Origin of the sequence: Gilliamella sp. wkB308 (assembly GCF_001690185.1) — a bacterium.
Classification (GTDB): domain Bacteria; phylum Pseudomonadota; class Gammaproteobacteria; order Enterobacterales; family Orbaceae; genus Gilliamella; species Gilliamella apicola_I.
Window position 1 is genome coordinate 51,658 of the sequence record NZ_LZGN01000028.1, and the last position, 22,448, is coordinate 74,105.

At 34.8% G+C, this 22,448-nt stretch carries 21 protein-coding genes and 2 rRNA genes; 5 read left to right on the forward strand and 18 right to left on the reverse strand.

All coding sequences use genetic code 11. The features are described from left to right. Window positions 1–80: 80 nt before the first annotated feature. From A9G10_RS04440 to mutH, 3 genes are all read left to right on the forward strand, one after another. The gene (locus A9G10_RS04440; RefSeq protein ID WP_065558418.1) at window positions 81–665 is read left to right on the forward strand and encodes a Dps family protein; all 585 of its coding nucleotides are present in this window, start codon (window positions 81–83) and stop codon (window positions 663–665) included. Window positions 666–744: 79 nt separating this feature from the next. After that, window positions 745–1,293, forward strand: coding sequence for an NADPH-dependent FMN reductase (locus A9G10_RS04445; protein ID WP_065558419.1), 549 nt, complete (start codon window positions 745–747; stop codon window positions 1,291–1,293). A gap of 51 nt (window positions 1,294–1,344) precedes the next feature. Then, entirely contained in the window at window positions 1,345–2,013 is a 669-nt protein-coding gene (gene mutH / locus A9G10_RS04450) for a DNA mismatch repair endonuclease MutH (RefSeq protein WP_065558420.1), read from the forward strand. A 29-nt stretch (window positions 2,014–2,042) separates the two neighbouring features. On the opposite strand, the gene argA is transcribed toward mutH, so the two are convergent. The 6 genes from argA to A9G10_RS04480 all read right to left on the reverse strand — a co-directional run bounded on the left by argA (window position 2,043) and on the right by A9G10_RS04480 (window position 8,493). After that, a complete protein-coding gene (gene argA, locus A9G10_RS04455; RefSeq protein ID WP_065558438.1) occupies window positions 2,043–3,371 on the reverse strand; it encodes an amino-acid N-acetyltransferase in 1,329 nt (442 codons plus the stop codon). Window positions 3,372–3,789: 418 nt separating this feature from the next. Continuing rightward, window positions 3,790–4,989 (reverse strand): MFS transporter, encoded by a 1,200-nt coding sequence (locus A9G10_RS04460; protein WP_065558421.1) that lies wholly within the window; start codon window positions 4,987–4,989, stop codon window positions 3,790–3,792. A 213-nt stretch (window positions 4,990–5,202) separates the two neighbouring features. Further along, the gene (aroL, locus tag A9G10_RS04465; RefSeq protein ID WP_065558422.1) at window positions 5,203–5,715 is read right to left on the reverse strand and encodes a shikimate kinase AroL; all 513 of its coding nucleotides are present in this window, start codon (window positions 5,713–5,715) and stop codon (window positions 5,203–5,205) included. 211 nt (window positions 5,716–5,926) lie between these two features. Next, window positions 5,927–6,280 carry an Aca2/YdiL-like domain-containing protein gene (locus tag A9G10_RS04470; protein ID WP_065558423.1) on the reverse strand — a complete coding sequence of 118 codons (354 nt, stop codon included), beginning with the start codon at window positions 6,278–6,280 and terminating at the stop codon, window positions 5,927–5,929. Window positions 6,281–6,435: 155 nt separating this feature from the next. Beyond that, a complete protein-coding gene (gene aroE / locus A9G10_RS04475) occupies window positions 6,436–7,266 on the reverse strand; it encodes a shikimate dehydrogenase (protein ID WP_065558424.1) in 831 nt (276 codons plus the stop codon). Window positions 7,267–7,593: 327 nt separating this feature from the next. After that, window positions 7,594–8,493 (reverse strand): LysR family transcriptional regulator, encoded by a 900-nt coding sequence (locus A9G10_RS04480; protein WP_065558425.1) that lies wholly within the window; start codon window positions 8,491–8,493, stop codon window positions 7,594–7,596. 299 nt (window positions 8,494–8,792) lie between these two features. Between A9G10_RS04480 and rpmB the strand changes: the two genes are divergently transcribed. Both rpmB and rpmG read left to right on the forward strand, forming a co-directional pair. Next, on the forward strand, window positions 8,793–9,029 hold the full coding sequence (rpmB, locus tag A9G10_RS04485; protein WP_065558426.1) for a 50S ribosomal protein L28: 237 nt from the start codon (window positions 8,793–8,795) through the stop codon (window positions 9,027–9,029). Window positions 9,030–9,044: 15 nt separating this feature from the next. After that, window positions 9,045–9,212, forward strand: coding sequence for a 50S ribosomal protein L33 (gene rpmG, locus A9G10_RS04490; RefSeq protein WP_025314526.1), 168 nt, complete (start codon window positions 9,045–9,047; stop codon window positions 9,210–9,212). Window positions 9,213–9,338: 126 nt separating this feature from the next. On the opposite strand, the gene gltP is transcribed toward rpmG, so the two are convergent. The 12 genes from gltP to A9G10_RS04550 all read right to left on the reverse strand — a co-directional run. Further along, entirely contained in the window at window positions 9,339–10,649 is a 1,311-nt protein-coding gene (gene gltP / locus A9G10_RS04495) for a glutamate/aspartate:proton symporter GltP (protein ID WP_065558439.1), read from the reverse strand. A 90-nt stretch (window positions 10,650–10,739) separates the two neighbouring features. Continuing rightward, window positions 10,740–13,436 carry a DNA topoisomerase (ATP-hydrolyzing) subunit A gene (gene gyrA / locus A9G10_RS04500; protein WP_065558427.1) on the reverse strand — a complete coding sequence of 899 codons (2,697 nt, stop codon included), beginning with the start codon at window positions 13,434–13,436 and terminating at the stop codon, window positions 10,740–10,742. A 100-nt stretch (window positions 13,437–13,536) separates the two neighbouring features. Next, window positions 13,537–14,112 carry an SIS domain-containing protein gene (locus A9G10_RS04505; RefSeq protein WP_065558428.1) on the reverse strand — a complete coding sequence of 192 codons (576 nt, stop codon included), beginning with the start codon at window positions 14,110–14,112 and terminating at the stop codon, window positions 13,537–13,539. Between the two features lie 15 nt (window positions 14,113–14,127). Beyond that, window positions 14,128–14,472, reverse strand: a complete 345-nt coding sequence (locus A9G10_RS04510; RefSeq protein WP_081299038.1) for a YraN family protein — start codon at window positions 14,470–14,472, stop codon at window positions 14,128–14,130. After that, window positions 14,465–16,276: a penicillin-binding protein activator gene (locus tag A9G10_RS04515; protein WP_065558430.1), complete on the reverse strand. Its 1,812-nt coding sequence runs from the start codon at window positions 16,274–16,276 to the stop codon at window positions 14,465–14,467. The genes A9G10_RS04510 and A9G10_RS04515 overlap by 8 nt, the downstream gene beginning before the upstream one ends. Window positions 16,277–16,685: 409 nt before the next feature. After that, window positions 16,686–17,768, reverse strand: a complete 1,083-nt coding sequence (rlmM, locus tag A9G10_RS04520; RefSeq protein ID WP_065558431.1) for a 23S rRNA (cytidine(2498)-2'-O)-methyltransferase RlmM — start codon at window positions 17,766–17,768, stop codon at window positions 16,686–16,688. A 47-nt stretch (window positions 17,769–17,815) separates the two neighbouring features. Then, entirely contained in the window at window positions 17,816–18,766 is a 951-nt protein-coding gene (gene lpxL / locus A9G10_RS04525; RefSeq protein ID WP_065558432.1) for an LpxL/LpxP family Kdo(2)-lipid IV(A) lauroyl/palmitoleoyl acyltransferase, read from the reverse strand. Between the two features lie 226 nt (window positions 18,767–18,992). Then, on the reverse strand, window positions 18,993–19,787 hold the full coding sequence (gene thyA / locus A9G10_RS04530; RefSeq protein ID WP_065558433.1) for a thymidylate synthase: 795 nt from the start codon (window positions 19,785–19,787) through the stop codon (window positions 18,993–18,995). After that, window positions 19,784–20,653, reverse strand: a complete 870-nt coding sequence (lgt, locus tag A9G10_RS04535; RefSeq protein WP_065558434.1) for a prolipoprotein diacylglyceryl transferase — start codon at window positions 20,651–20,653, stop codon at window positions 19,784–19,786. The genes thyA and lgt overlap by 4 nt, the downstream gene beginning before the upstream one ends. Then, on the reverse strand, window positions 20,650–21,222 hold the full coding sequence (gene rppH / locus A9G10_RS04540; protein WP_065558435.1) for an RNA pyrophosphohydrolase: 573 nt from the start codon (window positions 21,220–21,222) through the stop codon (window positions 20,650–20,652). Before rppH ends, lgt begins: the two co-directional genes overlap by 4 nt. Before the next feature lie 410 nt (window positions 21,223–21,632). Further along, window positions 21,633–21,748 (reverse strand): 5S ribosomal RNA (gene rrf, locus A9G10_RS04545). Between the two features lie 154 nt (window positions 21,749–21,902). After that, window positions 21,903–22,448: ribosomal RNA gene (locus tag A9G10_RS04550) — 23S ribosomal RNA — on the reverse strand; the annotation flags it as partial.

Sequence of the window (22,448 nt, forward strand, 5' to 3'; positions counted from 1 at the left end):
TGGACTTTAGTTAAGACTTGGCGTAATTTGGTATAGGAAAGTTAAGCAATTTTTACAATTCACCTATAGGAGAATATTAGATGGCTAAAAGTACTACTTCCAAAAAAACGACTACAAAAAAACCCTTATCTGCCAAAAGTACAGCTACTGCAAAAAGACTACAACAATCTGCAATTTTATTTCCAACTGATTTAGGTCAAAAAGCGTCTAAAGATATCTCTGGAGCAATGAACTCTGTATTAGCAGATGTCTTTGCTTTGTATTTAAAAACTAAAAACTTCCATTGGCATGTCAGTGGTCCACATTTTCGTGATTACCATTTAATGTTAGACGATCATGGAGATCAACTATTTGCAATGACCGATCCTATTGCTGAACGCGTACGTAAATTGGGCGGAACAACTTTGCGTTCAATTAGTCACATCTCTAAATTACAAAGTATTTCTGATAATAATGCAGATTTCGTTGAGCCGTCTGATATGCTTGCTGAACTTTGCCAAGATAATATTAGATTAACTGAACGGATGCGTGTTGCTCATGATATTTGTGATAAATACAATGATTCAGCAACTGCAAGCTTAATTGAAGAATGGATTGACCAATCTGAAAGACGAGCTTGGTTCCTATTTGAAACAGGACGTAAATTGGACTCATCAGGACATTAAAACACCGTAATGATCTGTATTTATCTTAAATAAGAGGCACTCATGGTGTCTCTTTATTTTCAATTTAAGGGGACCCAAAATGAGTAAAAAAATTGCAGTACTCGTCGGTAGTTTACGTAAAGGTTCATATAATTTAAAAGTAGCTAAAATCCTTAAAGAAATTGCCCCTTCTTCACTTTCCTTATATTTAATCGAAATTGGCGATCTTCCCTTTTATAATGAAGATATTGATACCGATACCCCACCAGCATCTTACACTTTATTTCGCAACGAAATAGCGGATTGCCAAGGCGTAATTTTTGTCACACCTGAATATAACCGAGGTTTACCTGCTGTGATTAAAAATGCAATTGATGTCGGCTCACGTCCTTATGGTAAAAATGTCTGGGCAAAAAAACCAGCCACTGTAATTTCGGTATCACAAGGTGCAATTGGCGGTTTTGGCGCTAATCATCAACTACGTCAGTCACTAGTTTTTCTTGATATGCCAACTTTACAACAGCCTGAAGCTTATATTGGTGGTATCAGTGCCGCTTTCGATGCGAATGGCAATATTGCAGAAAAAACCCGAGAATTTCTTTCATCAATTATTCAAGCTTACGCAGTATGGGTTGAAAAATTAAGCTAATCCTTTATTATTTTAGCTATGTACATATTTATTAGATAGTATCGTTTCTAGATGGCAATATTTTTTCCAAACAGTGAACAAGAGTTATTAGATCGAGCAAAACTTGTTGCTGGATATACATTTGGTGAAATTGCTCAATATTTAGGCATGCCAATTCCTGACAATTTGACTAAACAAAAAGGATGGGTTGGCAATCTTATTGAAACGTTTTTGGGCGCTAATGCGGGTAGTAAAGCTGAACGGGACTTTATTAATTTGGGCATCGAACTAAAAACAATTCCAATTGATATGCATGGAAAACCATTAGAAACGACCTTTGTCAGTGTCGCACCATTAATGGCCAATCATGGTGTAATTTGGGAAACAAGTCATGTGAGATATAAATTATCTAAAGTACTTTGGATCCCAATCGAAGGGGAAAGATCTATCCCACTTGCCAATCGTAAAGTTGGTAGTCCTATTTTATGGATACCCTCAAAAGAACAAGAACAGCAACTCAAACAAGATTGGCAAGAACTGATGGATATGATTGCATTAGGTCATGTTGAAAAAATTACCGCGCATTATGGTACTTATTTACAAATAAGACCTAAAGCGGCAAACGGTAAAGCTTTAACCGAAGCGGTGGGAGAAAATGGTCAAACTATTTTAACACGTCCACGTGGCTTTTATCTTAAAAAAACATTCACCATGCAAATTTTACACAACGCTACTTACTAATACTATCATCCTGATTCTAAGAAAAGAATTCAAATAATATCAAGCATTAAAATTTTGGAGTTGCGTTGATAGTTATAAAGTAGCTTTTTTTTAATCGGTAAATCATCGACTTCTGCTGGGTTAAAGCCCTTTTCTCTAAACCAATGAATACTACGCGTTGTTAGCACAAAGATTTTATTAAGTCCTAAATTTTGCGCTCTACTTGCAACCGTGCTAATCAACAAATCACCTCTGGATGAATTGCGATAATCAGGATGAATGGCAACACATGCCATTTCACCCATTTTTTCTTCCTGATAAGGATAAAGCGCTGCACAACCGATAGTCATATTGTCACGCTCAATAATCGTAAATTTATCAATCTCCATTTCCAATTGCTCTCGTGAACGCTTGACTAAAATACCTTGTTCTTCTAACGGACGAATCAATTCTAAAATACCACCAATATCGTTAATGGTCGCTAAGCGAATTTGCTCAGAATGTTCTTTAGCAACTTGCGTTCCTATACCATCACGTGAAAATAGTTCTTGCAAAATAGCGCCATCAATTAGATAGCTAACTAAATGACTTCGCCTAACGCCATTTCGACAGGCTTTTGAAGCGGCTTTCAAAAAGCGAGCCTCACTGGATAGATATTTACCTAATTGCTGTTTACAATTGACATAGTTGTCAGCATCAATTGGAAAAAGGTCAGTAATAACTTTACCTTGTTCATCAAGTACACCTTGCTCAGCACAAAAGCTGATTAACTTATCAGCTTTGACTCGAATCGCCACTTCGGCAGCGACATCTTCTGAAGCTAAATTAAAGCTTTCTCCTGTCACCGATACACCAACCGGCCCTAATAGCACAATCGAACCTCGATTAAGTTGATCATCAATTGCCTCACTATTAATACGACGAATTTTACCTGTATGGCAATAATCAATTCCCTCATCTATTCCTAAGGGTTGAGCTATAACAAAGTTACCGCTGACAACATTAATATGAGCACCTTGTAATGGGGTATTATTTAAACTCATTGATAAACTGGCAGTAATATTCAGTTGCAACATACCAGTTACTTGCTTAATGATATCCAACGTAACGGCATCTGTAATTCGGGTGTTTTTGTGGTATTTCGGCTCAATGTTGTGATTTTTAAGTGATTCATCAATTTGATTACGTGCACCATTGACAATAACCAATTTGATTCCAAGACTATACAATAATCCAATATCACTAATAATACTTGAATAATTATTGCTTTTTAGTACAGCACCAGTTAACAGAATGACAAAGGTTTTACCATGATGGGCATTGATATAAGGCGCAGAGTGCCTTAACCCTTCAACTAACTCGGTTGTTCGCTCTTTCATTTTCGCAATCACCCAAATTGAATATTTATTCACATTTTTTGTATTTTTATTTATTTGTGAACAATAAGCAAGCAATATTTGATAAAATTTTGACAAGATCAAATCCCAAGTTAAGCAACAACATAAAAAACTTGTATTTAACAATGTTCTGTTTATCAAAATATGATTAAAAGCGGTAACGAAAACCGAAATCAATGTATAAAAAAAGCATACCATTATCGTATGCTTTTTAAACTGAGAATGAATTTAAGTAATGCACTAAAAAAACGAGTATTATTGCCCCATTCCATGCAAAAAGTCGTTTATATAAAAAAAGATCGAAGTGACTAAATATCTATTTTTCATCTATTATTTCTTGTTTAAATTAATTTTAAAACACTAAAATAAATTTTACTCATAATGTAAATAACATTGAGTTTTAAATTTTTTTCATATCTATCACTTTGATAAAACGGAAATAGACAATCATCGCTAATACCACACTCGTCAACGCCATAACAAAATCGGTTAATATGGCATAACGTACATCAATTTTCGCTAATTTAGGTACTATCAATGGAATAACAATAAAAGAGAACCCGCTAAAAGTATACATACTACCAACGGCAAGACCTTTACGTGTTGGAAATAATTGTTGCATGACCACTAATGTTAATTGAAGTACACCACCTGCAGCTGTAACCCCCATTCCAATAGCAACAAAAAAACACATCGTCGAAGATATATTGAAATAGAAAAGAATGAGCACCAGAGCGGATAGAGCAGGAAGAATAATGATACAATTTATTGGTTTTAAAAAATGTTTAACTATAAAGGCAGTAACAAATACAGAAATAATTGATGCTGCGCTATAATAGCTAATTAACTGGTTAGCATCAAATTCATTCATATTCACTCCTTGAACCGCTATGGTTGGCAACCATTGTGAAATGACCAAAAATGTTGTGGTGGTGGTAAACCCCATAATAATTAATAGTACACCTTCAATAGCAAATTTTGGGGTATCTTTAAAATAATTATCAGTTTCTTCACACCCTATAATAGCAGTATCTCTATGAGGAAATTGAGTTGGTGCAAGCAAAATTCCATTGATTATTAAAAAGGCCGCAAAAGAAAGAAATGCCCAACCATACCAAATATGATATTCACCAAAAAAAGTAACGATAAAAGGTAATATTAATGTTCCAATTGAGATAAATGCTTTAATCAATACGCTAGCAGAACCTGCTGATCGAGGGAAACACTCAGTTAATGTAGGCATAGAACCAGTATCTAAACATGAGTTTCCAGCCCCAATAGCAATAGCGAGAAAAAAGGCGATATGAATATCAGTGCAAAAAGTCATGCCCACAAAAAAGATTATATAGCATGCCATGCCTAAATAGATAAAAAGTTTACGACCCAATAAATCTGACAAGATTCCACCAGCAAACATCAAAGATATTTTTCCTATCCCGATACCAGAAGCGACATAGCCAAGTCCAACAATATCAGTATTAAGTTGTTTTGAAAGATCACTTGAAAATTGCATGATTACGATTAAAGCAATACTTTGTATAATGTAATTTGCGTAAATAGAGCTGACAATCCCATAAGAATTGACCTTTCGATTATCCATTAGTAGTACTCCATAGCTAAAAATTAAAAATATAAAACTATAATTGCTTTCAATATACAATCATCAATCTGAATCTAAAAGAGATAAGTATAATTTTATTGCTAAACTTTAATGTTGGTTAAATTTATTCTGTAGTATTTTAAGAATTTATTCTTTTTTATAAAAAATGCCACATTAAATGGGGCACTTTGGAAGAAAGGAAAAAATATTATATTAGTTCTGCAAAATTTGAAGAATTTCACTAAGAATTTGACTTTCATCTTGATCAACATTGATCACATGATGTGCTGCATCATGATATAAAGGCAATCTATCTGCTAATACTTTTTCCATTTCATCAATAATGGATAAGCCTGTTAAGGATGGTCTTTGAGCAACATTAGGATCTTTCATTAAGCGTCCGGCTAACGTTGCTGCTGGAGCAGATAAAAAGATCACTGTTCCATTTTGTTTCATGAAGTCACGATTATGTTCAGCTAATACCATCCCACCTCCAGTTGCGATAACACGTGACGGTTTGGACGTATCAATCAGGACTTGACTCTCTCTTGCTCTAAATCCTTCCCAACCTTCTTTTTCGACAATTTCTGCAACGGTTTTTTGGGTAGTTTCCAGTAAATGGCAATCTGTATCAACAAAAGAAAATGACAGCTTATTTGCAAGCATTTTTCCTATAGTTGTTTTACCTGCTGCTCTTGCACCAACTAAAAAAATTGTCTTATTCATATTGGATCCTTTCATATTTACAGATTGAAAAATATAACACTATGCTAGTGATTCACTTCAGCTTTTGCAACAATTTTTTTACATATTGTTTATCAAAACAAACGGCATTGATTTTTATGAATTTAATTTAATATTTTATCAATTTTTTGTAAATAAAAATTTACACCCTTTATTCTGTTCACTTTATAAATTTATATTATTCTATAATCTACTAACAGAGTTTTTCTAAACCACGAAAATAGAGTTCCGTTGCAATTGATTGATGTAAGCGCCATTGTATAACATCGAGATCTGGGTTTACCTTTTTAAATTCTTCAAATGTCATGAAATAACGAATAGTATTACTTCCAACTCTATCATTAATACTATTGATAATAATATTTACTTTATCAGTACGAAGTTTTTTTAGCGCTTTCATTGCATTACCCACAAATTCCGGTACAGGCTCTATGCCTTTTTCCCAATCGTGCCAAGTTTTTGCATCAGTTTTACCAATATATTCGCTTGCTTCTGGCACTTTTAACATAAGAAAACGGCGATAAGCTTGCAATTCTAGGTTAGTCATAATTACTCCTTCTAATAACAGACTAAATTTATACAATAGAATAAAAACCAATTAAAATCGAAAATTAGAATTTTTCAGCAAATTGTATAAATCGTTTTATCAAACACATTTAATAATGCAAAATGATTCAATGTGTTTAATTTTTTACTAAATGCTTATTTTTCAGCTAAAGCATCTATAACAGCTTGTTTTGCCCGATCAGATAAATCTTTTCCTGTCCAAATTTTGAATTGGGCATTAGCTTGACCGATAAACATTTCTCGTCCCGAAATTGATTCCCATCCCGCTTTTTCAGCTTCTTGTCTAAAACGAGTATGATAGGGAGTATACACAATGTCATATGCAATACCTTTTCCTTTGAACCAAGAGTGTTCATAAGGTGTTTGGTCTTCAAATTTACCTTTCATACCTAATGGCGTAGAATTGATAATAATTTGTGCTTCAACTTTATCACGGTCTTCCCAAGCAACTGTTTTTAGATTAAATTCTTTGGCAAGTTCTGACGGCAAATCTGTTACAATATCCGTTACAGTAATATCGGTATAACCTAGATCATGTAAGCCAACTACCGCAGCTCGAGCTGCACCACCTGCGCCAAGTAATAGCACTTTTTTGTATTGTGACGGTAGCTGCTTTTCTTGAAGAGGTTGCATAAAACCAACAATATCTGTGTTATCGCCACAAAGCTTATCACCATCCCAATAAACTAGATTTGCGGCGCCTGCTTTTTTGACATGTTCAGTCACTTCATCTAAATAAGGAATAATAGCTTGCTTATGTGGAATTGTGACACATAACCCACGAATATTTAATAATTTTACAGATTTAAAAAGCGTAGGAATATCTTCAGGTGGTGTTGAAAATGGAACCAAAACCGCTGGAATGCCATAATCTTGAAATGATGTGGTATGAATTAGTGGACTCAAACTATGTCCTAAAGGATAACCGATAATGCCGTAAATACTATAAGGCGTGAACTGGCTCATGTAATCTCCTTGAAAGTTAGAAAATTAAACCGAATAAATAAATTCTGTCATTCATTGTATTAAAGCATATTTATTATAAAATTAAATCATTTTTTCTAAAATTATAGATACCTTTAATGATTTGTTTTATAAAAATTTGTTTAATATATAGAATTTAAATTTAATGAGTATAAGCAATGTTAAATTGATTAGAAAATTCATCGATAATAAACTTTTTCTATATTTTTTGATGAAAATCGATCATTGATAAGCTTTATTACATCACAAACCTTATCATTATTCTGATATGTCAAACCCCTACAATAAATTCAGGCTAGTTGATAAAATTTATCGACCAAAAATCGCATCATCACTGTGTTCAATTAAGAAATGATAAAACTTCTGCGCTGCCGGTAATAATGGTCTATTTTCCATTGTCGCAATAAATATATCCCTTTTTTGATAATTTTTACTCATTGGTACTAATGTTACATTGAACTCTTCAGGTATATGTACTCTTGGCATAATACCAATACCATAATTAATCGATACTAATCCCATCATGGCGCTTTCTGTTTCAACATGACAAGCTATATTCGGCTTTATGCCCGTTTTATTTAACATGTCATCGATCACACTTTTCATCCCACTTCGCTCTGTAAATAAAATAAGGGGTTCGTTAATTAAGTCTTTTAAATCAAGTTTTTTACGCTTAGATAAAGGATGATCATTAGAAATAATAAAAACTAATTCTTGTTTAGTTAACTTTTGAAAGTGAACATCTGGTTCATCTTGTAAACGTGAACAGATAGCTATCTCGTATTTTTTGTCTCTTAATCCTTCAATGATATTTTGTGACATTCCTTCATAAAAAGAGAAAGTAATGTCTTTATTTTCAGGTTGAGCTAAAAATGCCTTGATAATTTTTGGAATATAAATGGAACTAATAGAATAGATAAAAGCAAGTCCAATATGACCATGTGAAACACTGGTTAACTCTTTAACAAACTGTTCGCCTTCTGATAATGCCGTTAGTGCTTGTTCTACATAAGTAAGATATTGTTTTCCTTCTTTTGTTAGTTCAACATTTCGGCCTCTTTTTTGAAATAACTTAATTCTAACCTCTTTTTCCAGTTCTGATATAGAATGACTAAGGCTTGGCTGACTGATTGAAAAATATTCTGATGTTAATGTATAATGTTGAGTTTTAGCAAGCACTTGGAAATATTTTAGTTGTTTAAGATTCATGTCATCAAACTCTCTTTACTTAGTTATACAAAAAACAGTATAGGAGAATTTTCCATTAACACAATATTTGTATTTTTTTAACTCTGTTAAATTTAAACTTATTTTTTTCTTAAACAAGATAATACTTGAGAATTTGCCGATAAAAGCGTATACTTCGCTACCTCATTATTGTGGGTGTAGTGTGAGAGGTGAGACTGCTTCTCAAATAGAGCTGCAGCAAACTAAAAGCCTGACGAGGTTAATTCCATTAACATATTACGCCCAGGGCTTAAGCATAGAAATTTCGGAGAATTATTGACATGTCACGAGTATGCCAAGTAACAGGAAAAAAACCTTTAGTAGGGAATAATCGTTCTCATGCGATGAATGCTACTAAACGTCGTTTTCTACCAAATCTTCAAACTCACCGTTTTTGGATTGAGAGTGAAAAACGTTTTGTAAAATTACGTGTATCAGCTAAAGGTATGCGTACTATCGATAAAAAGGGTATTGATGCAGTTTTAGCTGAACTTCGTGCCCGTGGTGAAAAGTACTAATAAGGAAACCCTATCATGGCAAAAGGTGTACGCGAAAAAATTAGATTAGTTTCTTCTGCTGGTACAGGTCATTTTTATACCACTAGCAAAAACAAAAGAACCATGCCTGAAAAAATGGAGATCAAAAAATACGATCCTGTTGTTCGTCAGCATGTTATCTATAAAGAAGCTAAAATTAAATAATTTTACTTTCAAATAAAAAACCCAGCTAAGCTGGGTTTTTTTATATCTATAATTGTGAAAATTAGATTAGATAAATTAATAAAAAAGCTCCAGTTTCAACTAAAGCTTTATAAATTAAATGATGTCTTATTTTAAATATTCTTGCTCATATGCTCTTGCTTTTTTATCATCAAATACATGTTCCCAGCGAGCAATAACAATAGCCGCTAAGGCATTACCAACCACATTAACCACGGTGCGTCCCATGTCTAATATACGCTCAACTCCCATGATATAGCCGATATAATCAAGCGGTATACCAACACTGCCCAAAGTCGCAGAAAGTACCAAAATTGAAGCACCCGGTACACCAGCAATCCCTTTTGACGCTATCATCAATGTTATAACGATGATAACTTGATCTAGAATGCTTAAATCCATACCATATAATTGCGCGAGAAAAATAACAGTTATACTTTGATATAGTGTTGAACCATCAAGATTAAATGAATATCCAGTAGGGATAACAAAACTCGTAATTGCTTTCGGTGCACCATAAGCTTCCATTTTTTCAATAATCTTAGGCAAAGCTGTTTCAGAGCTTGCTGTTGAAAACGCAATAACGAGTTCTTCTTTTAATATTTTTAATAAGGTAAAAATATTAAATCGGCACATTTTACAAACTAAACCTAATATGACCAAGGTAAATATGATCATTGCTGAATAAACAGTTAAAATCAATTTCAGTAATGGCAGTAATGAGGCAAATCCATATTTGGCAACGGTTACCGTGATTAATGCAAATACCCCAATAGGTGCGTAACGCATAATCATATTAGTTACTTTAAACATTGTATCTGATACCACTTTTAATAAGAATAAAAATGGATCACGCTGTTTATCAGGTAAAGACATTAAGCCTAAGCCAAAAAAGACACAGAAGAAGATAACAGGTAAAACTGCACCATCAGACATTGCTTTAAAGATATTAGCCGGAATCATGTCTAAAATCATAACAATTAAACCATGTGGTTTACCGCTAAGTTCTTCAGCTGCTTTAGTATATTTACTCATATCTGCTGAGGCTAACGTTGAAGAATCAATTCCCGCACCAGGTGCAAAGAAATTTCCCCAAAAAAGGCCTAACAAAATAGCAATAGTAGTAATAATTTCAAAATAAAGAATAGTTTTAAAACCAAGCATTCCTAAACGTTTTGAACCACCAATGCCTGCTATACCTAACGTTAAAGTACTAAGAATAATTGGCAATACAATCATTTTTATTAAGCTAATAAAAATATCCCCAGCTGGTTGAAAGACATTAACGATTAAAAATTGGTAATCCGAATGCAAAGGATGGTTCGAATCAGAAAGTTCAAACAGATAAGCACCTACAGCCACGCCTAGAATTAATGCTATTAAGATTTGCCATGCAAGATTTGATAATATTTTTTTCATTAAAAATGACATCTAATACTATTCCTTTTTGAGGTTTTCTAAAATAAAAAAGGATTAGCTGTATAACTAATCCTTCTTAATAATTAAAAATTATTCTTCGGACTCCTGAACTGAATTATCCAGTTCGTCTTTCTGCTGCGATGAAGCTGATTCTACATCATCATCTTCGGTTTCAGCTATTCGTTGTAGCCCCACAACTTTTTCGTTATCGGCTGTGCGAATCAGCCTTACACCTTGTGTATTTCGACCGACAATACTTACTTCAGAAACGCGTGTTCGTACTAACGTTCCAGCATCGGTAATTAGCATGATTTGGTCAGTTTCATCCACTTGTACGGCACCAACCACAGCGCCATTTCGTTCACTGACTTTGATCGAAATCACCCCTTTTGTTGCCCGAGATTTTGTTGGATAAAGCTCTTGTTGAGTACGCTTACCATAACCATTTTGCGTTGCGGTTAAAATCGCACCATTGCCTCGAGGTACAATAAGTGACACCACTTTATCATCACTTTCAAGTTTAATGCCACGCACACCTGCAGCGGTACGCCCCATTGATCGAACTTTATTAGCAGGGAAGCGAACAACTTTACCATTAGCAGAGAACAGCATGATGTCTTCCGTATCAGAAACTTGAGTGATTTCGTCATCATCTGACTCAATGTCTTCAATCACTACATCATCATTCAATTCTTCATCATCAATGGCTGATGATTCATTGCTCGTTAAATCGACACCGATTAATTCATCATCATCACGTAAGTTGATTGCAATGATACCACCACTACGTGGACGACTAAATTCGATAAGGGAAGTTTTCTTCACCGTTCCTTGAGCAGTCGCCATAAATACGCAATGTTCATCGTCAAATTCCCGAACGGGTAAAATTGCAGTGATACGTTCATTTTCTTCAAGTGGTAATAAATTAATAATTGGACGACCACGAGAGCCACGACTTGCCTCAGGTAATTGATAAACTTTCATCCAATATAGGCGACCACGGCTTGAGAAGCACAAAATAGTATCATGGGTATTAGCAACTAATAATTTTTCAACAAAATCTTCTTCTTTGATTTTGGTTGCTGATTTACCTTTACCACCACGACGTTGAGCTTCATAGTCTGAAAGCGGTTGATATTTCACATACCCTTGATGAGAAAGAGTAACAACAACATCTTCTTGTGCAATCAGATCTTCAATATTGATATCCGCACTACTTGCCGTAATTTCCGTTCGTCTTGCATCTTGGAACTGATCGCGTATCGCTTCAAGCTCTTCACGTATCACCTCCATTAATCTTTCAGGACTTGCCAGAATATATAATAGTTCACCAATTTGAACTAATAATTCTTTGTATTCATCAAGAATTTTTTCATGTTCAAGTCCGGTTAAACGATGCAAACGAAGATCTAAAATCGCTTGAGCTTGCGCCTCAGAAAGATAATAGTGACCGTCACGGATACCGAATTCGGGTGCCAAATCTTCTGGACGAGCAGCATCATCGCCTGCTTTTTCAAGCATTGCCGCAACATTTCCAAGTTGCCAAGCTTGAGATAAAAGTTTACCTTTCGCTTCAGCTGGTGTTGCAGCTGCTCGAATTAACTCAATCACAGGGTCAATATTGGCAAGCGCAATCGCTAGACCTTCTAATACATGAGCACGTTCACGCGCTTTACGCAATTCGTAAATAGTACGGCGTGTTACAACTTCACGACGATGAAGCACAAAAGCTTCGATCATTTCACGTAAATTTAACAGCTTTGGTTGACCTTTATGTAAAGCCACCATATTGATACCAAACGAGACTTGTAATTGGGTCAATGAGAAAAGATTATTTAGTACAACTTCACCAACCGCATCTCGTTTAATTTCTATGACAATGCGCATACCATCTTTATCCGATTCATCACGCAAAGCAGAAATGCCTTCAACTTTTTTATCTTTGACTAATTCAGCAATTTTTTCGATGAGTTTTTTCTTGTTAACTTGATAGGGTATTTCATTAACAATAATCGTTTCACGACCACTGTGATCATCAACTTCAAGGGTTGCTTTAGAACGAATATAAATAATTCCACGGCCTGTACGATAAGCATTTTCTATGCCTTTACGACCGTTTATTAATGCTGCGGTTGGAAAATCAGGCCCCTGAATATGTTCCATTAACCCTTCAATTGAAATATTTTCATCTTCAATATAAGCCAGACATCCATTAATAACTTCTGTAAGGTTATGCGGTGGGATATTGGTCGCCATACCTACTGCAATTCCTGATGATCCATTAATTAATAAGTTAGGAATGCGTGTTGGTAACACATCAGGAATCATTTCTGATCCGTCATAGTTTGGTGAAAAATCGACAGTTTCTTTATCAAGATCTGTTAATAATGCACCTGCAAACTTCTGCATACGAATTTCGGTATAACGCATTGCTGCTGCCGAATCACCATCAACTGATCCGAAGTTACCTTGACCATCAACCAGCATATAACGCAGTGAAAATGGCTGTGCCATACGTACAATTGTGTCATAAACAGCTGAGTCACCATGCGGATGATATTTACCGATTACATCCCCAACTACACGAGCTGATTTTCGATAAGGTTTATTCCAATCATACCCCGCTTCATGCATAGCAAATAAAACACGTCGGTGAACAGGTTTTAAGCCATCACGAACATCAGGCAACGCGCGCCCGACGATTACAGACATAGCATAATCAAGGTAAGAGGATTTTAGTTCATCTTCAATGTTAACGGGAGTTATTTCTTTGGCTAGTTCGGTCATAACACCAAGTTCTCTTATTAATATAAATCATTAAAACAGCTTATAATTATAGCATATTATTCGCTATTATTGCAGAACTAAACTGTTTTTATTTTCATTATTAAGAATGATTAAACAAAGTATTTTCAATTAATTGGCATAAACAGTTTAAAATCATAGCATGCATCTCATAAGCCATCACTTTTTTGTAGGTCGGAATTCTAATTTCAATATCATTTTGACCTAATAAACCTATTACCTCACCACCATCAAAAGCCGTTAGAGCAACAATTTTCATATCCTTAATAACCGCTTCTTGTACAGCTCGGATAATTGCTTTACTGTTCCCTTGGCAAGTTGCCACAATTAATATATCACCTTGTTGCCCCAATGCTTGTATTTGGCGTGCATAAATCTCTTCATGATTTTTAATCGCACTTAATAAAACATTATCAGACACTAACGCGATAGCTGGGATACTAGGTCTTTCAATATCAATACTGGTAATTAATCGAGAAGTAAAACTTTGGACATTCGCAGCCGAAGAGCCATTACCACAACTCATAATTTTATTACCATTGAGTAATCCTTCAACGATGATGTTAGCGGCTTTTTCAATTGACGAACCTAAGGATTCAGCCATCACAATTTGGGTTTGAATACTTTCTGTAAAATAATTTTTAATTAAGTCTTGCACGTTTTCACCTAAATATTAAAACGCATTAATAATCCATTGTTGGCTTTTACCAGTAATAGCAAAAACATCAAATCGAAACTCAGTTTCTTCAATATTCAAATTTTGCGCGATCATCCAAAGTTGCGCTGCCTGTTTAATTTTATTTTGTTTATTAGGCGTTATTGTCATTTCTGCATGACCAAAATGAGCATTTTTTCGATAGCGCACTTCTATAAAAACAAGACATTGCTTGTCACGCATAACCAAATCAAGTTCCCCAAAGCGAAATTGACTATTTTTAGCTATAAGCGTTAAACCTTGCTCAAGCAGATACTGGCAAGCCAAATTTTCATAAAGCTCGCCAATTTTTTTTCTATTCACTAATCGGTTCTGATTTAGTTGAGCTATTAGAATATTGTTGCCATGATAATGCGCGCGTTATTTCGCATTGTTCTGACGTTGATAATTTACCTGTCATTCCATCTAAAAAATTAGTTTGATTTGAACTTAATTGATTAAAACGATTTGCTAAACGCCAAGCATCTATTCCCATTGCATAAACACGCATTAAGGAATAATCCTTCTTAATACTGTCCGGCAACTCGATCGAGGTATCAAGTTGATTAGAAATAAGCGGAATTTCAGCATATTGCGTTTGATTTAAATCATAGTAGAAGTCATTAGATGCATTTGCGACATGACTTTTAGAACTTGAATATAGCGTAACACTTGCAGATGACGAGTGTCCAATCGGTTTATCGGCTCCCATATCCAGCATCGGTTTGATCAACGTTAATTCATCGTATGAGGAATAGATATAAATTGCATCAAAATCAGTAGAATTATCAACTAAACTTATTGATTCCGATGGCATATCATTAAGAACAATAGGCTCACCAACAAGTTCGATACCAATATTTTTATTCATGCTATCGCTTAATGTTTTAGCATTTCCAAAATACTGGACATAAGCTTGTGAGCTGTTAACTGAAAGTTGAGACCACTGTTTTGCAAAATTTTGCGCTACACGTTTACCAAGTTCATTTTGTGGGACTAATAACAATGGTTTTAGTTTATTTTGTGCAAATATATGATTAGCTGCATCTTTTGCTTCATCTTCAGGTGATAATGCAAAATAACACATCTTGTTGCGGGTATCTGATTTATTCTCAACTTTATTCAATGCTAATACAGGAATACCCGGCGCCAATTGCTTGATATAGTTAACATCACCTTTTAATAAAGGCCCTACAATTAATTCTACATCTTCATCTTTAGCTTGTTGAATTAATTTATCTAATGAGGCACTTGCAGTATCAAACGTCACAATATTTTGTTGTGGTTCTTGTGGATAAAACTTCATGGCATCAAAATAGCCTTGACGGATTGTTTCACCAAATATATGTGAAGTTCCACTCAACGGTAATAACAATGCCACTTTTTTGCCTTCATTATCAACATTAAGTGTTTGTTCTCCCGTTAACATTGAAATAACACCATTACCAGGATGGTTAGGATATCGTATAGCCCAATCATGAAAAGCCTGTTTTAAATTTTCATTTTCAGAAGCACCATTTAGTGTACTTGTTTGATAAGCGATACTTAATTCAATCCAACCTTGCAATATGGTTTCATTAGTACCTAAAACAATTTTACCCATTTGATCGCTTTTTAACTTGCTGAAAAACCTCCATGTACTACTCAATACTTGTTGACGCTGATCTTTCGATGACCATTTTTCTAATTCAATATAGTCATGTGCTTGAGCATTAATATTTTTTTTGTCTAAAGCTAATTTGATGGAGTAATATCGATATAACTGTGAATTATTAAGCTCGTTAATAGATAAGGTATCAAGCTTAAATCGTTTTCCTGTTCTAACTGCGATTTCACCTTGAGATAAAATTTTATCTATTTTTTGTTCCGGATTGAGATCTGTCGACAACTTAGAAAGTAGAGTGTTAGCTTGTGAAAGCTTGTTTTCTTTAATTAATGCCCGAATAGCTAACAATTGCCAATTTGTTTTAGCTTCTCCAGAACTTGCTTCGACTTGTGAAAGATAATAACTCGAATCTTTGCTTTCATCAAAGCCAGAACCGTTTTTTGAAAAGCTCCCTGAACATCCAACTAAAAATGCTAATAATACTGATATTAATATTGTGTAAAATGAGCGTTTTATATTCATACCTATTCTCGTGTAATTTGTTGTCACTAAATTCGTTGTTAATTAATTGTTACTTAGTTTGGTTATGATAATGTGTTTAATTTAAATTCAAAAATAATCTATTTATTTTCAATTTATAATGACTTTTTAGTAAATTTGATAGTGCTAATTTATCGCATTTTTACTTGGGATATAGAAGATCACAACTATTTTTGCTTTAATATCTATTCACCGCGATTTGACCGCTAATTACATTAATCATTGATTTAAATCAGAACATATATCACTCAATATTAAGCTTTTTCGCTACAAATATAAAGCCATACAGACAACAATATATAAACTATTTTGATGACTAATAGAGTATTTTCTTTTACCTAAAAATTAACTTACTTTAACTAACTACAGTCAATCAAAGAATTAATTATTTTTATCCCCAAATTCGTTGTACATGAACGGTAATTTCTTCTCGATCATGATAAAGCTGTTTTGCTTGAATTTGAACATTAATTTGATTGTCATTTAATATGTTATTGAGCAATTGTATATTTTGTTTTACTTCTTCATAACGCTTTTTCATGGGTAATTTCAGATTAAAAATTGTTTCTCGACACCAACCATTGATAAGCCATTTAGTTATTAACTCTGTCACTTTAGTCGGTTTTTCAACCATATCACAAACTAACCAATAAATATTATGCTTTTTAGGCATAAATTTAAAGCCATCTTCTCGAAAATGTTTAACTTGCCCTGTTTCCATTAATTTCGGATTCATTGAACCATTATCAACGGCATAAACCATCATACTTCGTTTGACAAGCTGGTATGTCCATCCACCCGGACAAGCGCCTAAATCAACAGCATTTAATCCACCTTTTAGCCTTTCTTCCCATTCTTCATAGGGAATAAAGATATGAAACGCTTCTTCAAGTTTTAATGTGGAACGGCTTGGGGCATCAACAGGAAATTTTAACCGAGGTATCCCCATATAAAACGGTGAATTATTTTCACTTAGTGAATAACCAACATAACAACTATTATTATTTAGAAATAACACATGAATAACGGGGCGGGTTGGATTTTGAACTTTTAATAAAATCCGATTACTTCTTAACGCTTGCCGAAGCGGAACAGTAAATTTGCGACAAAACCCCGCCAACGCTTTTCCTTCATTAGTATCTGCCACTTCAACTCGCAAATCGCCGGCTTTATCAATACACCCCGTTAACGCTTCAACAATAGGCGTAATACGATCATCTGTTGGCAAATCAACTAATCGATCGCCTGTAACAAACATTTGGCGTGCAAATATAAGTGTTCTAAAAGGTAACGCTTGAATTAAGCGTTGAGCATCGCCATTTTGATAGCATTCAAAAACAACATAGCCACTATTATCGTTAACTTTAGCAAATCCAAAGATCTCTTTTTGAGCCGCTTTATCTGTGATTTCAGCAGCACACTCTTTTTCAAAACCAATACGGCAATAGAGAATAACCTTATTTAATTTTTGCATATTGTATCTTTAACTCTTTTTTCAAATATCCTAAAAAAATAGCTGTATTAGTCGGATTGAACACTATCTGTATATAATGGTGCTTCACCTTTTGGACGAGTTTTGAATCTTCGATGTAACCACATATATTGCTCTGGCGCTTTTAAAATTTCTTGCTCAATAGCTTTATTCATAAACGTTGCAGCTTTCACATCATCGTCCATCGGAAAATCAATAAGCTGCGATGTAACATAAACAGTATAATGCCCATTTTTTTCACGTTTGGGAGCAAAAGGGATAATTGCAGGTTGACCAAGTTTAACCAAAATACGCGTACCTATTGTAGTTGCTGCCTTTTCGACAGAAAAGAAAGGCGCAAATACGCTGTTTTTAGGCCCATAATCATGGTCTGGTGCATACCATAATAATTCACCATTCTTTAATGCACGAATCATTCCTTTAGTGTTATATCGTTCTAACATATATTTGTTAGATTTTAACCTACCTTTTAACTGCACGTAATCCATAACAGGATTATCATTTGGACGATAAACACCAACTCCAGGATGATGCATACCTAAAATACGAGCACCTAATTCTAATGTGAGAAAATGGATACCGATTAGTAATACACCCTTACCAGCCTGCTGTATTTGAGTAATATGCGAATCGCCAACAATAGAAGATTGTTTAGCTAATCGTTTATTTGACCAAAACCAAGCCATACCCGTTTCAAAAATCGCTAAACCGGTTGATATAAAATTTTCACGCAACATCTGATCACGTTCTTGCTGTGATTTTTCGGGGAAACAGAGCATTAGATTTTGTCTTGCTGTTTCTTTACGTTTGCCAATTATTTTCATTGATAGCAACCCCAACCCTTTACCTAATTGATAAATGATTGGATATGGCAATAATACGATAAGATATAAAAGACCAATCCCGAACCATGTTAACCAATAACGTGGGTGTAATAAACGTTTAGTAAAGATTGGGCGAATTTCCTGATTTTGAGTCATATAAAGATTAAGTTATTATCAATAACAAAGTGAACTATTATATACTATATCTTGGTTTTGGTGGCAGAAAAATCAAATTACTAAATTAACAATGACGTTCATTTCTCATTATGCTAACTGTTAACATGAGGCTTAAAACTTGAAATTAGGGATTAATCAGATTAATCCCAATAGGTTAGACAACTTAATTTGTAAAATAAAAATCAGTTGAAGTAATTTATTCCGATTACACAGCAACAGGCGCTTTGATAGCGGGATAAGGATCATAGCCAACAATTTCAAAATCTTCAAATTCGTAATCAAAAATTGTGGGCGGTTTACGCCTAATTTTAAGTTTTGGTAAAGCTCGTGGCTCCCGACTTAGCTGTAAATGCGTTTGCTCCATATGATTTGAATATAAATGGGTATCGCCACCCGTCCAAACAAAATCCCCCACTTCAAGATCACATTGTTGAGCAATCATATGCACTAACAATGAATAGCTTGCTATATTAAATGGTAATCCTAAAAATACATCACATGAACGCTGATAAAGTTGGCATGATAGTTTTCCATTTGCAACATAAAATTGGAAAAAAGCATGACATGGTGCTAATGCCATTTGATCTAACTCTCCAACATTCCAAGCAGAAACGATCATACGTCTAGAATCGGGATCTGTTTTGATTTGTTGAATTACTTGTGATATTTGATCGACTTGCCTACCGTCAGCTGTTCCCCATGCTCGCCACTGTTTTCCATAAACAGGACCTAAATTGCCATTCTTATCCGCCCATTCATCCCAAATGGTCACTTTATTATCTTGTAAATACTTGATATTAGTATCACCCTTTAAAAACCAAAGTAATTCATGAATAATTGAACGTAAATGACATTTTTTTGTTGTTACCAATGGAAATCCTTTTTGCAAATCAAACCTCATTTGATAACCAAAAATTGATAACGTACCCGTTCCTGTGCGATCTGATTTAGGCGTGCCCTCATTTAAGATTGTTTTCATCAGGTCTAAATATTGTTTCATGAATTTCTCGCTTTTTGATTAAATCGATATGCATATAACATAATTAAAGCACCACCTAGTATCATAGGTAAACATAAAATTTGCCCCATACTAATGATGTTGAAAAATAAGCCTAATTGTTCATCGGGTTGTCGATAAAATTCAATAACAAACCTAAATAAACCGTAGCAAAATAAAAATAATCCAGAGACAGATCCAGTTGGCCTTGGCTTTCTAATAAACAGATTTAAAATAATAAATAAGACAATACCTTCAAAAGCCATTTCATATAATTGGGAAGGATGCCTTGGAAGTATGCCATGCAATTGAATATACAGTTCTTTCCATTCAGGATGTGATTGAACAAACATGAAATCCGCATGTGATGATGTAGGGAACAGCATCCCGACTGAAGAATGAGTCACACGCCCCCATAGTTCGCCATTGATAAAATTACCAAACCGCCCAAACATTAAACCTATTGGCACTAAAGGTGCAACGAAATCGGCAACTTGCATAAATGTTTTGTGGTTTATTTTAGCAAAAATTGCAATAACACAAATAGCCCCAATCAGTCCGCCATGAAAAGACATCCCGCCTTCCCAAACTTTAAATAATGATACGGGATCGTTGATAAAAACATTAAAATTATAAAAGAGTACATAGCCTAATCGCCCACCCACGAAAAGACCTAAAAATCCCCAAAACAGTAAATTTTCAACTTGTGGAATAGTCCATTGGCTATTTGTTTTTTTTGCTCGCCTTTTGGCTAAAAAAAGGGCACCCAATACCCCGAATAGATACATTGCGCCATACCAGTGCAAAGATATAGGTCCAATTGAAAAGGCTATTGGATTGAAATTTGGAAACTGTAAATATTGATTCATCTTTTAGTTCGCTGTTTATTTTTACGTTTATGAACAAAATAATTGGATTTTTTTTTGTTTGAACTGTTTGTTGCTTGTACATCCACTTCAGTTTGTATGGCAAATACGGGTAATGAAAATTCTTTCATGGCTCTACGATAAACATCACGTTTGAAAGAAATCACTTGTCGAATTGGATACCAATAATTAACCCATTTCCAATCATCAAATTCAGGTGTAGAAGAAACATTGAGATTAATCACTGAATTATCAGAAATTAACTCTAATAAAAACCATTTTTGTTTTTGACCAATACAAACAGGTTGATTTTCCCAACGAATCATACGTTTAGGTAATTTATATCTGAGCCAACCATTGGTAACAGATAAAATTTTTACATCTTTAGGTAATAATCCGACTTCTTCATTCAATTCTCGAAACATTGCCTGTTCAGGCGTTTCGTTTTGTTTTATTCCGCCCTGAGGAAATTGCCAAGAATTTTGCCCATAACGACGAGCCCAAAGTACTTGGCCATAACGGTTACAAATAACTATTCCTACATTTGGACGGTAGCCATCATTATCAATCACTGACTACCTCAAAAAAATCTATTTCATATGGCTAAATTGTTTCATACATACAGCAATAAATAAATAGAAAAATGCTATTAATCGAGAAATATGTTATTAAACAGATTAGTTTTAACCATTTTCAGTAGTGCTATTGTTTCTATAAAAACTGTTTTTTGAATGATTAAAATTATAAGTTAATTTAGAATATTAATGAGTTAAATGATTGTTAAATTAGATTAAAACAATAAGTTGAATTTAAGTAGATGATAAAGAATAGTAACATCAATGGTGTTTGGTTAAAAAATAGAGATAACTTAGACCTTTCAAAATATGCCTATCTGACTGTCAGTTTGATTGATTTTAATTTGTTATTCTGTAAATAGCAAAAAAGCCCAGCATCTCTGCTGGGCTCTTGCACTTATTTAAAAGTCTGGCGGCACCCTACTCTCACATGGGTAATACCCACACTACCATCGGCACTACGGCGTTTCACTTCTGAGTTCGGCATGGGGTCAGGTGGGACCACCGCGCTATTACCGCCAGACATATCCTGTCTTCTCTTTCTCTCAACTGATGTCATTATCTCATCTTTACATCAATTCCTCAATCCGGAACAAACTGTTTCTACACTCTTTAACCATCTTTCGATGATTTTCTCTTCTCTCAACTTCGCGCAATCCAAAACAACTCCGAGTTGTAAGGTTAAGACTCTCGGTTCATTAGTATCAGTTAGCTCAATGTATCACTACACTTACACACCTGACCTATCTACGTCTTAGTCTCAAACGGACCTTACTGATTCTCATCAGGGAAAACTCATCTCGAGGCTAGTTTCGTACTTAGATGCTTTCAGCACTTATCTATTCCGCACGTAGCTACCGGGCAATGCAATTGGCATCACAACCCGTACACCAGCGGTGCGTTCACTTCGGTCCTCTCGTACTAGAAGCAAACCCTCTCAATTTTCCTACGCCCATGGCAGATAGGGACCGAACTGTCTCACGACGTTCTAAACCCAGCTCGCGTACCACTTTAAACGGCGAACAGCCGTACCCTTGGGACCTACTTCAGCCCCAGGATGTGATGAGCCGACATCGAGGTGCCAAACACCGCCGTCGATATGAACTCTTGGGCGGTATCAGCCTGTTATCCCCGGAGTACCTTTTATCCGTTGAGCGATGGCCCTTCCATTCAGAACCACCGGATCACTATGACCTACTTTCGTACCTGCTCGAGCCGTCACT